The sequence below is a fragment of the Brevibacillus sp. AY1 genome (genome assembly GCF_029870785.1).
GTDB lineage: Bacteria > Bacillota > Bacilli > Brevibacillales > Brevibacillaceae > Brevibacillus > Brevibacillus invocatus.
Genome location: NZ_JAFLPN010000016.1, coordinates 34,113 through 48,866 on the forward strand (window position 1 = coordinate 34,113; position 14,754 = coordinate 48,866).

Genomic DNA, 14,754 nt, shown 5'->3' on the forward strand with positions numbered 1-14,754 from the left:
CGGGCGAACGGTACAATAGGAAGCGTCTTGATTTCCTATCTAAGAAGGTGCTTCTAGTGGTACAGCCAACAGATAAACCGTTGATTCCGCCTTATCTCGTCTTGTTGTTCGGCGTGCTCGCCATCTCAACCTCAGCCATTTTCGTCAAGCTCTCAGACGCTCCGGCTCCGATCATCGCTACCTATCGACTCGTCTTCTCCGTCGTCCTTACCTTGCCGCTCTTGATCTGGAATCGTGGCGCAATACAGGAGATTGGGCGAATGACCAAAAAAGCTTGGTGGCTCTGCATTTTGTCCGGCGCCTTTTTGGCTAGCCACTTCCTGCTCTGGTTCGAGTCGCTCAATTACACCTCGGTAGCCAGCTCTACGGTACTGGTCACGCTCCAGCCACTCTTCGCCTTCATCGGCGGCTATTTCTTTTTTCAGGAGCGAATCCGTCCGCTGGCATTGATGGGTGGCGTACTTGCCATTGTCGGCAGCTTCGTCATCGCCTGGGGAGATTTTCAGATCGGCGGGATGGCTCTCTGGGGAGATGCGCTGGCCTTGCTAGGGGCGATCACTGTGACGGGTTACTGGCTAGTGGGGCAATTTATCCGGCAATACTTATCGTCCTTTTCCTACACGCTGGTCGTGTACTCCGTAACCAGTCTGCTCCTGATTGGCTACGATCTGGTACTTGGCTATCCACTAGTCGGCTATTCGGCACAGGACTGGGGTTGGTTTTTCTGCCTTGCCTTGTTCCCGACTCTACTGGGTCATTCCTTGTTGAACTGGGTCATCAAATGGCTCAACACGACCACGATTTCCATGGGCATTTTGGGCGAACCGATTGGAACTGCCATTCTCGCGTACATCATCCTCGGCGAAGTCGTCACGTTGCCGCAATGGATCGGCGGTTTGATCATCATAGGTGGTATTTTTCTCTTTATCCGCTTTAATCAGCCTGCCAGGAAAGGAGTAAGTGCCAATGAACAAAGGACCCCAGCAACGGAAAAGCCTGAGTGAATACGTAAAGGGACTTCGTGTCTGGGCCAAGATTGGCTGGACCATCGTCCTCGGTTACATTGTGGGGCGGATTATTTATTGGATCTACCGACTACTCTCCTGAAACCAGTAAAGCAAAAGACAGCAACCATTAGGCTGCTGTCTTTTGTTGTGGTGCTTTTTCGGTCTTCTCAGGCTTTTTGTGCAGGAAGTACAAGAATGGAATAGACAGGACAATCGGAATCGCTGAGACCAGGAATGTATCCCCGAGCCCTCGCACCATTGCTTCCTTGGCCATCATCCCGTACAGAATGGTCGACGCGCCTGCGGTCCCAGAGGCAACGTCCACACCTGCTTGCGTGTACAATCCGCCAAGTCCGGTCAGTAATTGCGTAGCCACATTTGTGTTCAGGTTATCGGAGATGGAAGACATATGGAACGTCTGGCGAGATTGCATGACGACCGTCAAAAGCGCAATGGCAAAGGAGCTCATGACCTGACGCAGTACATTGGAGAGCGGCGAAGCATCCCCTACACTTTGCCTAGGCACGGCATTCATCCCTACCGCATTCAAGGTCATCATACAAAGTCCGATCCCGATACCGCGAATCGTCATGATCATATTAATCCATTCGTGCATGCTGTCCGAGGCCAGATTGTGCAGCTCAAACGTGGTAACACTCATGATGATCAAGCCGACCAGACCGATTGGACCGACGCCGTACTTATCCATCAGCTTTCCGCTGATCGGCATCATGACGGCCATCGCGATTGACTGCGGCATCAATAGAATCCCTGTCTCCATCGCGGTAAGCCCTTGAATGTTTTGCAAAAAGATCGGCATGAGGAAAATACCGCCCATCATCCCCATCATGACAAAGCTGGAAGTCAAAATACTGATCGAGAAGACAGGGATTTTCAACAAGCGCAGATCCAGGAGTGGATGCTCTTTGCCCAGCTCGACCCATATAAACAAGGCCAAACTAATAATCGCTACGAAAAACAGGATGACGATATAAAAGGAATTCCATCCTTGCGACTGCCCTTGGCTGAAAGCGAGCAAAAGCGTCCCGAATCCAAAAATGGAGAGAAATGCTCCCAGATAGTCAAACGAGAGTTCCGGTTTTTTCGGCGTTTCTTTCAACAAAATCATACTCATCAATACAGCAAATACTCCAAAGGGCACCCCGATCAAAAAGAGGAACTGCCAGCTTAAAAATTCGATCAGATAACCACCGAGCGTCGGTCCCAATGCCGGTGCTGTCATCGAGGCAATCCCGAATATTCCGAGAGCCATCCCGATTTTTTCTCTGGGCACAATCATGTAGATCATGGACATTCCAAGCGGCATAATCATACCGCCGCTAATGCCTTGGATGACACGAAACGCAATAATGGAGATATCGTTCCAAGCCAGGGCGCATAATACCGAGGATACCGTAAAAGCCCCCAGTGAAAGCACAAAAATTCTTTTAGATCCAAACTTTGCGGACAGAGATCCGCTCATCGGAATCATGACTGCATTGGCCAGCATGTATCCCGTTAATACCCACTGCATCTTCTCCGTTGTCGAGCCAAAGATATTGACCATCGAAGGCAGGGCAACTGTAATTAAACTGTTGTTCAGGATCGCCACGAAGGTTCCAGAGAGAATAGCGAGAAGAGACAGCCACATGCCGCCGCTTCCGCCTTTTTCCTCTCGCTGTGCCACCGCTTCCGCCATGTCCTCACCCCCGCTAGTTTACGCTCACCTTACTGCCATCCGACAGGGCATCTGTCGGATTGACGACAATCTGATCATTCTCGGCTACACCTGCTGTCACGACGGACCAGTCTGAGCTGGAATCGCTGACGGATACCTCCACCTGATGGACCACACCCTGGTCAACAGTGAAGATATATTTCTTGCTCTCCTTCTCGACAATCGCCGAGGAAGGCACTTTGGTACCTTTTTGAGCTTCTCCCTGGAGGTAGACTTCTGCTACCATCCCTGCGCGGAGCAACCCATCCGGATTATCCAGCTTCACCTTGATTGGGAAAGAACTGCTGTTGGCATCAGAGACAGGGGAAACGAATTCAACCTGACCATTCCACACCTTTTCATTCATGCCGGCAACCTTCACATCCACGTTATCCCCGACCTTGACTTGATTGATTTGCGCCTGAGGCACGCTTGCCTCGACCTTCACCTGATCCATTTTCACCAGGACCATCAGCGGAGCCCCAGCACCTGCCATCTCACCCGGATTGACATTGCGCTTGGCTACAATGCCGGATATCGGAGCATGGACGACGGTATTGTCATAGCTGTTTTTTGCCATTTCCAGGCTGACATTCAGGCGAGCTACTTCTGCTTCCAGTGCTGCGACGGTATCAGCCGTAGGACCAGCCTTGGCCAAATCGTACTGTGCTTGCGACTGTTCCAGTCCTCTGCGCGCCTTCTCCAGATCGAGAGCCACTCTTTCCAGCTCTGCCTGCGAGAGTGCGCCGGAATCAAACAGCGCCTTCATCCGGTTGTAAGTGTTTTCTGCGACTTGCAGGCTAGCTTTGGCTTGCTCTACGCCGCTGGACAACTGCTGCAACTGCTGGGTACGCGCGCCTGCCTTGGTATCGCGCAGTCTTGCCTGCGCACCTGCAATGGCTGCCTGCGCTTGATTGATCTGCTCTTGATAATCACTGGATTCAAGCGTAATCAAGGCATCTCCCTGCTTGACCACAGAACCTTCCTGTACAGGTACCGTTGCGATCTTTCCGGATACCTTGGAAACCACTTGTACTTCTTCAGAAGCTACAATCTTTCCGTTCGTCGTCACTCCAGACTGCATAGAGGCAATCTTCCAAGTTTTCACGATAGGCAATGCTTCGGCAGGAGAAGCGGATGACTCGCTACAGCCCGCGGCAATCAGCGAGATCGCTGCAAAGAGGACTCCGAGTGTTTTCGTTGTTTTTTTCATCCTTTTACCGCTCCTTCACATGCACTTTAATTTCTGCGTTCAGACCCGCTGACAATTGAAGGCCTGCTGTATCATCAAGGGCAATTTTAATCGGTACTCGCTGTGTAACCTTGGTAAAATTCCCGCTCGTATTTACCGCAGGCATCAAGGAGAACATGGAGTTCGTCGCCTGACCGATTTCACTCAAATGCCCGACCAATGTTTTACCGGGGTACGCGTCTATTTTGATGTCGACTTGCTGTCCCACTTTGATACGTGTGATTTCTGTCTCTTCCAGGTTAGCAGAGATATATAATTTGCTTTCATCGATAACCAATGCAACGGTTTGACCTGTAGATACGATTTCTCCCACTTTGGCTTGGGTTTTAATGACGGTTCCGGTAATCGGTGAGCGGAGCACACTGTTTTCCAGGGAGGTACCTGCCAAATTGGCTGTATCCTGCTGCCCAACCATTTGATCAGCCATGACGGTGTCACCTTCTTTAACATCCAGGCTGGTAAGCTTTCCAGTCATTTTCGGCATGACACGATAAATATCGCCGGAAATTCGCGCATCCTGTGTGGTGACAAAATTCGCTCCTTGGTACCAGTAATAGTACCCGATGCCTCCGCCGCCTCCGACGAGGAGGAGTAAAATGATATACAATACCAATTTTCGTTTCATCTTTTCTCCTCAGCTTTCTCTCTCTTCAAATTTTTTCAACAACGTTTTCAACGAATGGATGATGCCATCCATTTCATCATTGGAAAATCCCTCAAAATTTCGTTTGTAAAATTCCCCTAAGTCCACATCTACTTCTGCAAACAATTTCACCAATTTCTCCGTTTTCTGTATCCAGACTACACGCCGATCATTTTCATCCCGTGTTCGCTCGACCAGTTCTTCTCTTTCCAGACGGTCAATAATGCCCGATACGGTGCTGTAGGACAAATCCACAGCTTTGCTGAGCTGTCCGATGGTTTTGGGTTCTCCCATGATATGGCGGATTACAACCAGTTGAGGTACGGTAAGTCCGTATTTGGCCAGCTCTTTGGTAGCCATGGTACCTAACGTTTTGTTCAAGCTTTTGAGTAAATCCTTGATTTCCAAAGCCCTATCGTTCATTTGACTCTCCTTTCCCCTAAAATATTTCGTGCGCGAAATTCTTCAATCACAGCCAACACTATACGCCTATTTTTTGTTACTGGCAACTATTTCTTTTCTACCACATTTCTTGTAAGCGCTTTAAAACGCAATAAACAGCACTTATAAAAAGTGCTGCATATGTAAACAAAGTATTCATTAAGGATTACTTGGTTCGAGAAAATCCGGACTTGCCGGACCTTCCTCTGGTGTTTGATTGCGGACGCTCGGCACGTATCTTGGCTCGTATTCGATCTCTGGAAAGGAATGCACGGAAACGTACATTTGTCCGTAACTCGAATGTGCCCGGATCAAGACTGGGTACGCATATTTGTTTTGAAAGACAAAATCAGGTCCATACCAGCTCACTGTGGCATCCCGTCCCGATGGCACATAGGCGACATCGCGACTATGTGAATAGCGCTGCAATATATGTAATCCTGCCTTGTCCACTGCATTGAACAAAGTCGATGAGACCTGGCAGATCCCTCCGCCGATCCCCTCGGAAAGCTCTCCCCGTACGATGACAGGTGCCTGCAAATACCCTTTTGCTTTTGTCCGCTTGCCCACGACTTTGTTAAAGGAATAATTCTCGCCCGGCAACACGACGTAATTGTTGATGGCTTTGGAAGCAAGCATAATATTATGAGAGCGGTTTTTATTGCCGGAATTAAAATAAGTGATGTACTGACCAATCACTTTTTTCCGTACTTGTGAGAGCAGCGCCTGGTCTACTTTTGGGTAAACCTCCAGGTAGGTTACGTTTAACTCCTTGGCACCAGTGCCGTAATAGTAATCATAAACCTGTTGAAGAAATACAGCGCGATTCAGCTTTCGCCCCTTTTTCTCTGGCAGGATCTTGCCGCCATCACTGATTGTGGCATTGATCGGCTCTCGATACGCCAGCTTTTCCACTTTTTCAACCACCCGCTCCAATCGCTCTTCATCCACAAGCGGAACCCCGGAGAAGGGCAGGGTGTAGTCATCACGATCCAGAATCGCCACCGTCTCCTCGCCCATCTCTATGGATAAGAAATCAGCAGGCTCCAAGGGCGTGATCATGAATAGCAGAGCCAAAGTCAAAACGAAACCCATCCAACTGCTCACCTCCTTCCAGTAGTATGAGCAGTCAAACGGGTTTCATGCGAGACTATCGATTCAATTGTTGCGGGCCAGCACGCTCAGGATGGCCTGACCTATCGCTCTTAGCCTCGTCTGATCCGTCGCATCCCAGTACGCGGCATTCAATTGCTCGCGCAGATCCTTGGCATCTACGAGATAGGCGTTGGCCTCTTTTACTTTTTGCGTATAACGGGTCTTGATTTGGTGGATTTGATCGCTGTATTTCTCGTCCGTGCCAGGAGTTATCGCGCGTGCGTACATATCGATGACCTCGTCTGTCTCCTTGCTCGGGAAATACTCATGGGGCGCGGTGCTGTCGAAAATAGCCACACTTTTCTCCGGCAGGATCACCATGTCCAGACTGTGCGGGTCCAATCCACAGTGATAGACTTCGACGTCCATGCCGTTTTTGACCGCTTCCTCCACCAGCTTTTTGAGCATCGTGGATTTCCCAGACCCCGGTCTTCCTTTGATAAAATACCGCTTATCCAGTTGATCAGTCAGCTTCATGATATGATCTACCGGGCCTGCTGGCGTCGCAGCTCCGAGATACATGCGGCGTACACGGGATTCCTTGGGCAGGCTTCCTTGGCCGAAGAACAGCTCCTTGACTTCTTCTGTGATCTGGTTAGCCGCTTGAGGGTCCAGATTGGAAATGTAGATCGCCTCCCAGTCATCGTGAATGCGCAAGGCTTCTCCATATGCTGTGTACGCTTGCTGGTCGTAGGCAAAAATCTTCTCGTACCAGCCTGCGATCTTATCCTTGTATGGCGCAAGCTTATCTGGAATCAACGCCGTCTGCAGGTTTACCTGGATCTCTTTGACGCCCGGTCCCTGCGGCCTCCAGATGCGCGGATAGCTGTAATCCATGATCGCTACCTTTAGCTCTGGAAATACGATGCCATCATACTGCCCATTCATAAAAGGGGAATGAATCCATTCCACCTGATGTGTTTTCTTGGCTAGCTCTTTTCCCATTGTCTCTATCAAGCCAGACGTAATGCCCTCCACGACCCCTGTCAGCAAGTAAATGCGGTCCAATCCCGCGAGCACCGAATCGTACAATGTTCGATACCCTCTGGCTGTGTTGCCCGCCGCGTAAATATGGCGTTCTGCTGTCGTCATCGCAATCCCTCCACTGCTTTGTCTTACACATTTCAGTTCGCTTTATCCTATGCAGGACGCGGACGATGGGCGTCTGTCTTAGCCAGTAATTCTCGGTCAAAGGACAAAAAAGAAAAAGCCGCGACTTTTTAGCTGCGACTTTTTCAAATGAATTTACTTATTCAAATCCGTCATTTTTCCGGTGGACATGTAAATGATCCACTCACAGATATTGGTCACGTGGTCTGCGATGCGTTCGAGATACTGCGCCACCAGCAAAAGATGTGTGGCTTGTGAAATCGAGTCGCTGTTCTTGGTCATGAGTGCAACAAGATCACGGAAAACAGTCGAATACAGCTTGTCGACGACATCATCGCGCAATGCAATTTGCTCAGCTGCTTCCTTGTCGCGAGCAATATAGGCATTCAACGAATCACGCACCATCTCTTTGACGTGACCCGCCATCAGCGGAATATCGATCAGCGGCTTGACGTACTCCTCGTTCATCAAGCGTTTCGTTGTCTTTGCAATTGAAACAGCATGATCTCCCATTCTCTCCAAATCGGTCACCAGCTTCAGCATGGTGCCCAGGCGACGCAAATCATTGCCGACTGGCTGCTGCAGCGCAATCAGTTGAAAGCAGCCACTCTGAATCTCGTGTTCCAACTCGTTAATCATTTTATCATTGACAATGACCTGCTCAGCCAATTGAACGTCTCTTTCCACCAGACTTTTAATGGATTTGTGGATGGCTTCTTCCACAAGCGAGCCCATTGTCATCATTTTGCGATGCAGAACGTCCATTTGCTCTTCAAAGGCGTACCGTGTCATCCTATTTCCCCCTCGTCAGCTCTCAACACAAATGTATACGCCAATTATCTAGGACAGATGAAGCTACTGTAATCTTTCCGTAAATTTTTCAACGCCAGGCAAGAGGATGGTAAACGTCGTTCCTCTGCCTTCTACACTGTCAACAAAAATCTGTCCGTTGAGATTGTCTACCAGATGCTTGACGATCGCAAGACCCAAGCCAGTTCCGCCCGAATCGCGGCTGCGAGCTTTATCTACGCGATAGAAACGCTCGAAGATACGCGATAAGTCAGACTCTGGTATGCCGATTCCTGTATCGATCACTTGTAACCGCAGCTGCTGGTGGGTCACTTCGGTCAAGATCGTGACCGAGCCGTTTTCTGGCGTATAGGCGACTGCATTGGCCAGCAGGTTGAGGATGATTTGCTGCAAGCAATCCCTGTCTGTCATCAGCCAGATATCAGGCTTGGTGCCGGGCAGCGTGATCGTCAGATTCTTACGTTGTGCCGTATCGTTGACAATCGCAACTGCTGACGTAATCACATCCTGTACGTGCACTTGTTCCTTTTGCAGCGGTATTCTCCTTTGCTCGATCTTGGACAAGTCGAGAATGTCGCGAATCATCCGATACAGCCGCTCACTTTCATCGGAAATAATCTGCAAAAAGTTCCGACATGTCTCCTCGTCCTGCATCGCCCCATCCAGGAGCGTTTCCGTAAATCCTTTGATCGACGTTATCGGGGTTCGTAGCTCATGCGAAACATTGGCAACAAAGTCACTTCGCATTTTCTCCAGACGCCGAATCTCGGTGATGTCGTGAAGGACGACTACTACCCCTTTGGACTCCCCTTTGAAATTGATATACGGTGCAAAATTGACGTCGAGGATGCGCTCCTGCGGGTAATAGATGTGGACCTCCTGGCGAAATTTCTCTTTTTTGTCCAGGCAACGGTCAATGTACTGGCTGAGCCCAAAGCTTTTGCCTGCCTCGATGTGCAGCTTGCCTACCACGTCATGTCCAGGCGTGCCCAGAAGCTTTTCTACAGCTGGATTGACCAGCATGATCCGTCGATGCTCCGTGATGAAAATCACACCGCTCGTCATGTTGTTCAACACTCCGGAGAGGCGCTGCTGGTTTTCGGAGATCTCGTACATTTGCTGTTCCAGGCTGGATGCCATGAAGTTAATGGCGCCAGCCAGCTGACCGATCTCGTCCTTTGCTTTGATCCGTACCCTGCTTTCAAACTGACGCTGAGTAATATTGCGAGCTACACGGGTAATCTCTTCAATCGGTCGAATGATGGAAAAAGAAATGCGGGAAACGACGATGGAGCCGATCACCAGCGTAACCAAAAGGCCAGTCAGCAGGCTGTACCACATGTTGTGTATCGTATCGGTAATATCTCGCATGGACATTGCCGAACGCACCGCTCCGATGGTCTTGCCATCCTGCTGCACAGGAACTGCGACATACATCATGTCCTCGCCCAGCGTCTCACTGAATCGCCGAGACATTCCCGTCTCTCCTAGCAATGCCATGCGAAACTCGGGACGGTCCAGGTGGTTTTCCATTCCTCGTGCAGTCGAATAGCTGTCGTACAATACACTACCGTCGTTGTTGATTACAGTGACCCGTACTTCTTCTGTAGGCGCGATCTGCTCTACCTGATTCGCCAGGTTGCCTTGGTGTGAAAACACCTCTGGAAATCGAACCACCTGTGCTAGCAGCCTGGATTCCCGGTACAGAAGCTCATGAAGTGACTGGAGATAGGAATTCTCCAATACCTTGGCAAAATAGACGCCCATCAAAAGCAAGACCAGGGATATCAAGCCTAGGATCGTCAAGGTCAATTTCATGCGAAAGCGAGTCAATGTAAGGCCTCCTGTTATCCTTCCAACTTATATCCCAGACCGCGTACGGTTTTGATATAGCGCGGATTTTTTGTGTCATCCTCCAGCTTCTCCCGCAGGTGGCTGACATGAACGTCAACAATGCGTGAGTCCCCAATGAAATCGTAATTCCATACAGCATTGAGCAATTGATCGCGGGTCAAAACTCGACCTTGATGACTCGCCAAATAATGCAGGAGTTCAAATTCCTTGGGAGTCAGCTCGACTTTCTCCTCCTGACGGTACACCTCGTATTTTTCCGGATAAATGCGGATGTCTCCCATCGAGATGACCATATGCTCCGGCGCTGTCGCGGCCTCTGGTGTGGCCTGGATGCGACGCAGGATGGCCTTTACCCTCGCGATCACCTCACGTGGGCTGAAAGGCTTCGTCAAGTAATCATCCGCCCCAAGCTCCAGACCGAGGATTTTGTCCAGCTCATCGTCCTTCGCTGTCAGCATCAGAATCGGTGTCTGGTTGCGTTCCTGCCGCAGTGTTTTGCATACATCCATCCCATCCAGCTTTGGCAGCATCAGATCCAGAATAATAAAATCAGGCTGTTCACTCTTCACTGCCTCCAGTGCTTGCTTTCCGTCGAAGGCGGTCACCACTTCAAAGCCCGATTTTTCTAAATTAAATTGTAATAGCTTCACAATGGATACTTCGTCGTCTACGACTAATATTTTTGTCATCCGGTTTTCCCCCTAGATTGCCGATGTCATCTTCAGTCTGCCAATTGGGTCGAAGGAAGACAAGTAATTTTTTTGTAAAGATGCACGGATATGGGCCGAAATGGAAAAGGACGCCCCTCCAAAAGAAGGACGTCCTTAGGTTTGGTACTTTTGCTTATTTCAATACAGCCATTACATTGCGTACCGAGTCAGCAGACTTGTCGAGAGCTGCTTTTTCATCTGCTGTGAGTTCCAGCTCGATGATTTTTTCAATCCCATTTCCACCCAACAGGGTTGGTACCCCGAGGTAGAGATCGTTGTAGCCGTATTCGCCCTGCAAGAGTGCAATGGAAGGCAGAATACGTCTTTTGTCTTTCAGGATCGCTTCCGCCATCTGTACCAGAGAAGCCGCTGGCGCATAGTAGGCAGAGCCGTTGCCCAGCAGGTTCACGATCTCTCCGCCGCCTTTGCGCGTGCGTTCCACGATGGCATCCAGACGATCTTGAGAGATCAGTTTTTCCAGTGGAATACCGCCCGCATAGGAGTAGCGAACCAATGGAACCATGTCATCCCCGTGACCACCCAGTACAAATCCCGTTACGTCTTCTACGGATACGTTCAGCTCCATCGCCACAAAGGTACGGAAACGAGCCGTATCAAGCACGCCGGATTGACCGATCACGCGCTCTTTCGGGAAGCCGGAGGTCCTAAAGAAGGTGTAGGTCATGGCATCAACCGGGTTGGACAGTACGATGACAATGGAGTTTGGTGCATAAGTTTTTACTTGCTCCGCCACAGAACGCATGATGCCGGCGTTGGTGTTCACCAAATCATCGCGGGACATGCCAGGCTTGCGGGCAATCCCTGCCGTAATGATAACCAGATCGGCATCCTTGATGTCTGCGTAGTTGGAAGTACCTGTAATGTTGGCATCGAAGCCCAGTACAGGCGAGGATTCCATCATATCCAGTGCTTTCCCTTTTGTTGGGTTTTCCAATTGAGGGATGTCAACCAGTACGACGTCACCCAGTTCTTTTTGACCCAAGATAAATGCTGTTGTTGCTCCGGTGAAGCCACTACCGATAACCGCGATTTTTTTACGTTGGAAAGCCATTTTCAATCCCCTCCAAAATCTTAGTAATCGATGCGTCTTGTCAAGCGGAACTTACATGTTGTTGATCAAAGCATCAGCGAACTCGGAGCATTTCAGCTCAGATGCGCCTTCCATCAGACGAGCGAAATCGTAAGTAACGGTTTTCGCGGAGATGGTTTTTTCCATGGAGTTGATGATCAGGTCAGCTGCTTCGTTCCAGCCCAGGTGACGCAGCATCATTTCTCCGGAAAGAATCACGGAGGATGGGTTTACTTTGTCCAGGCCAGCGTATTTAGGAGCAGTACCGTGTGTTGCTTCAAAGATCGCATGTCCGGTCAGGTAGTTGATGTTGGCACCAGGAGCGATACCGATTCCGCCTACTTGAGCAGCCAGTGCGTCAGAGATGTAGTCACCGTTCAGGTTCAGGGTTGCTACGACATCGTACTCAGCTGGACGAGTCAGGATTTGTTGCAGGAACGCGTCAGCAATCACGTCTTTTACGATGATTTTGCCAGCTGCTTCCGCTTCTTTTTGTGCTTTGTCAGCGTCTCCGCCTTCAGCTTTGATGCGGTCGTATTGTGCCCAAGTGAATACTTTGTCGCCGTATTCAGCTTCAGCCACTGCATAACCCCAGCTTTTGAACGCGCCTTCGGTAAACTTCATGATGTTTCCTTTGTGTACCAATGTTACGGATTTGCGGTTGTTGTCGATCGCGTAGTTGATAGCAGCGCGAACCAGACGCTCTGTACCATCTTTGGATACAGGCTTGATACCGATACCGGATGTTTCCGGGAAGCGGATTTTCTTCACGCCCATTTCGTTTTGCAGGAAGTCGATTACTTTTTTCACTTCTGGAGTGCCTTCAGCCCACTCTACACCTGCGTAGATGTCTTCAGTGTTCTCACGGAAGATCACCATGTCAGTCAGCTCTGGGTGTTTCACAGGGGATGGTACACCGTCGAAGTATTGGACTGGACGTACGCAAGCATACAGGTCCAGCTCTTGACGCAGAGCTACGTTGATGGAGCGGATACCGCCGCCAACTGGAGTAGTCAGAGGACCTTTGATCGCGATCAGGTATTCACGAACAGCAGTCAGGGTATCTTCTGGCAGCCACTCATTGTATTGGTTGAAGGATTTTTCGCCCGCGAATACTTCGAACCAAGCGATTTTTTTCTCGCCTTTGTAAGCTTTTTCTACAGCTGCATCGAGAACGCGAACAGACGCTTTCCAGATGTCAGGACCCGTACCGTCACCCTCGATAAAAGGAATGATCGGATTGTTTGGAACTACCAGTTTTCCATTGTCTACGGTGATTTTCTCACCAGCAGTCGGTTGCGACAAGTTTTTAAACACAGAGAATCCCTCCAAATAAGAAAGTAGGTATTAGAAATATTTCCAGACGTAGGAGAACTACCACATGCCAGTGGTAGTTCTCAAGCTTTCGCCACGAGGTGTATGTGCCATGCATATACACCTGTCACCACGCTCGGAATAGCAATGTTTAGCGGCGGTCGATTGGCACGTAATGCTGGTTGACCGGGCCAGTGTAATCAGCGCGAGGACGGATCAGACGATTGTTTTCATACTGTTCCATAATATGTGCTGTCCATCCAGACATGCGGCTGATCGCAAAAATTGGAGTGAACAGATCGATTTCCAGTCCGAGAGAGATGTATACGGATGCGGAGTAGAAATCAACGTTTGGTTTCAGGCCTTTTTCACCTGTTACCATGTCATCGATTTTAACAGACATCTCGTACAGCTCAGGACGACCGATTTGTGCAGTCAGTTCTTTGGACATTTGTTTCAGCCATTTGGCGCGTGGATCGCCATCTTTGTAGACGCGATGTCCGAAGCCCATAATCTTGTCTTTGTTGTCCAGCTTTTGACGTACGTAGCCTTCCACTTTGTCGAGGGAACCGATTTCAGTCAGCATAGCAGCTACTGCCTCATTTGCTCCACCGTGCAAAGGACCTTTCAGCGTGCCAATAGCAGATACGATACCGGAGTAGATATCAGTCAGCGTGGCAACGGTTACACGAGCTGCAAAAGTAGATGCGTTGAACTCGTGGTCAGCGTGCAGGATCAAAGCAACGTTGAACGCTTTCACAGCTGTTTCAGTTGGCTCTTCACCAGTCAGCATGTACAGGAAATTCTGTGCGATGGTGTAGTTCGCTTTTGGAGCAACTGGCTCCAGACCTTTGCGCATACGAGCAAAAGCAGCGATCAGGGTTGGAGTTTGTGCCATCAATCGAATTGACTTGCGGTAGTTAGCCTCAGTAGTCATGACCTGTGCTTCTGAGTCGTAGAGAGCTAACGAAGAGACAGCTGTGCGCAATGCTGCCATTGGGTGAACACCTTGTGGATAGTTGCGGATGCCTTCCAGAACTTCCGCTGGAACAGCCGCAGCTTCACCCAGTTGCTTTTGTAATGTTTCCAGCTGATCACGCTTCGGTAGCGCTCCATGCCAGAGTAGGTAGACAACCTCTTCAAAGGTTGCGTGTTCTGCCAATTCATCGATGTTGATACCGCCATAACAGAGAACACCATCAACGATCGAACAGATTGAAGATTGAGCGGCAACAACGCCTTCCAGTCCACGGGTAGCTGTCATAGAATTCCCTCTCCTTTTCCACTCGAGTAGTAATGCTTTTCCAGTCCTCGCTTGTCCCGATGACCGGTAAAACAGTCTAAAACGGTTCTATGAAATTGTAAGCAGCGGTTTCTTTCACCCACCACTCATGTCTGGGAATGTATTCCACGCAAATCCTTTCCTGACCTTATTTCTCTCTCAGTCAGGGCAAGGGAAAAGAAGACCATATGGCAACGTTCCACTTTCGCATGGCGAGTTACAGAATCCACCTTAATTCGACCCAATTATAAAAGATTATTGCGATTTTGTGAATAAGGTAAGCGAAAAAATGTTTCAAAGGGTGAAACTTAGTTTTGTTTTTCGGCATAACTTGCCCGTTATAACCCGCTTGCTGCATAATAGAAAATA

The 14,754-nt window shown here is 49.5% G+C and carries 14 protein-coding genes; 2 read left to right on the forward strand and 12 right to left on the reverse strand.

What is annotated here, in order from left to right:
- Window positions 1-56 precede the first annotated feature (56 nt).
- Together JZI27_RS14195 and JZI27_RS14200 are read left to right on the forward strand one after the other, a co-directional pair.
- Complete coding sequence (locus JZI27_RS14195) at window positions 57-1,004, forward strand: DMT family transporter (RefSeq protein ID WP_251243756.1); 948 nt, start codon at window positions 57-59, stop codon at window positions 1,002-1,004.
- Window positions 967-1,107 (forward strand): hypothetical protein, encoded by a 141-nt coding sequence (locus tag JZI27_RS14200; RefSeq protein WP_183185190.1) that lies wholly within the window; start codon window positions 967-969, stop codon window positions 1,105-1,107. The genes JZI27_RS14195 and JZI27_RS14200 overlap by 38 nt, the downstream gene beginning before the upstream one ends.
- A gap of 27 nt (window positions 1,108-1,134) precedes the next feature.
- Here the strand turns inward: JZI27_RS14200 and JZI27_RS14205 are convergent, their stop codons facing one another.
- From JZI27_RS14205 to citZ, 12 genes are all read right to left on the reverse strand, one after another.
- Entirely contained in the window at window positions 1,135-2,706 is a 1,572-nt protein-coding gene (locus tag JZI27_RS14205) for a DHA2 family efflux MFS transporter permease subunit (RefSeq protein WP_280207888.1), read from the reverse strand.
- Between the two features lie 13 nt (window positions 2,707-2,719).
- The gene (locus JZI27_RS14210) at window positions 2,720-3,937 is read right to left on the reverse strand and encodes an efflux RND transporter periplasmic adaptor subunit (RefSeq protein WP_122910498.1); all 1,218 of its coding nucleotides are present in this window, start codon (window positions 3,935-3,937) and stop codon (window positions 2,720-2,722) included.
- 4 nt (window positions 3,938-3,941) lie between these two features.
- Window positions 3,942-4,601, reverse strand: coding sequence for an HlyD family secretion protein (locus tag JZI27_RS14215; protein WP_280207890.1), 660 nt, complete (start codon window positions 4,599-4,601; stop codon window positions 3,942-3,944).
- A gap of 9 nt (window positions 4,602-4,610) precedes the next feature.
- The gene (locus tag JZI27_RS14220; protein WP_122910496.1) at window positions 4,611-5,042 is read right to left on the reverse strand and encodes a MarR family winged helix-turn-helix transcriptional regulator; all 432 of its coding nucleotides are present in this window, start codon (window positions 5,040-5,042) and stop codon (window positions 4,611-4,613) included.
- Window positions 5,043-5,219: 177 nt separating this feature from the next.
- Window positions 5,220-6,155, reverse strand: a complete 936-nt coding sequence (locus JZI27_RS14225; RefSeq protein WP_280207892.1) for a VanW family protein — start codon at window positions 6,153-6,155, stop codon at window positions 5,220-5,222.
- 63 nt (window positions 6,156-6,218) lie between these two features.
- Entirely contained in the window at window positions 6,219-7,307 is a 1,089-nt protein-coding gene (locus JZI27_RS14230; protein ID WP_122910494.1) for a hypothetical protein, read from the reverse strand.
- Between the two features lie 153 nt (window positions 7,308-7,460).
- Window positions 7,461-8,117 carry a phosphate signaling complex protein PhoU gene (phoU, locus tag JZI27_RS14235; RefSeq protein WP_122910493.1) on the reverse strand — a complete coding sequence of 219 codons (657 nt, stop codon included), beginning with the start codon at window positions 8,115-8,117 and terminating at the stop codon, window positions 7,461-7,463.
- A 63-nt stretch (window positions 8,118-8,180) separates the two neighbouring features.
- On the reverse strand, window positions 8,181-9,968 hold the full coding sequence (gene pnpS / locus JZI27_RS14240; protein ID WP_280207895.1) for a two-component system histidine kinase PnpS: 1,788 nt from the start codon (window positions 9,966-9,968) through the stop codon (window positions 8,181-8,183).
- 14 nt (window positions 9,969-9,982) lie between these two features.
- On the reverse strand, window positions 9,983-10,678 hold the full coding sequence (locus JZI27_RS14245) for a response regulator transcription factor (protein WP_122910491.1): 696 nt from the start codon (window positions 10,676-10,678) through the stop codon (window positions 9,983-9,985).
- Window positions 10,679-10,832: 154 nt separating this feature from the next.
- Window positions 10,833-11,771: a malate dehydrogenase gene (mdh, locus tag JZI27_RS14250; RefSeq protein ID WP_122910490.1), complete on the reverse strand. Its 939-nt coding sequence runs from the start codon at window positions 11,769-11,771 to the stop codon at window positions 10,833-10,835.
- A gap of 51 nt (window positions 11,772-11,822) precedes the next feature.
- On the reverse strand, window positions 11,823-13,106 hold the full coding sequence (gene icd, locus JZI27_RS14255; RefSeq protein ID WP_122910489.1) for an NADP-dependent isocitrate dehydrogenase: 1,284 nt from the start codon (window positions 13,104-13,106) through the stop codon (window positions 11,823-11,825).
- A gap of 148 nt (window positions 13,107-13,254) precedes the next feature.
- Window positions 13,255-14,367 carry a citrate synthase gene (citZ, locus tag JZI27_RS14260; protein WP_280207897.1) on the reverse strand — a complete coding sequence of 371 codons (1,113 nt, stop codon included), beginning with the start codon at window positions 14,365-14,367 and terminating at the stop codon, window positions 13,255-13,257.
- Window positions 14,368-14,754: the final 387 nt, after the last annotated feature.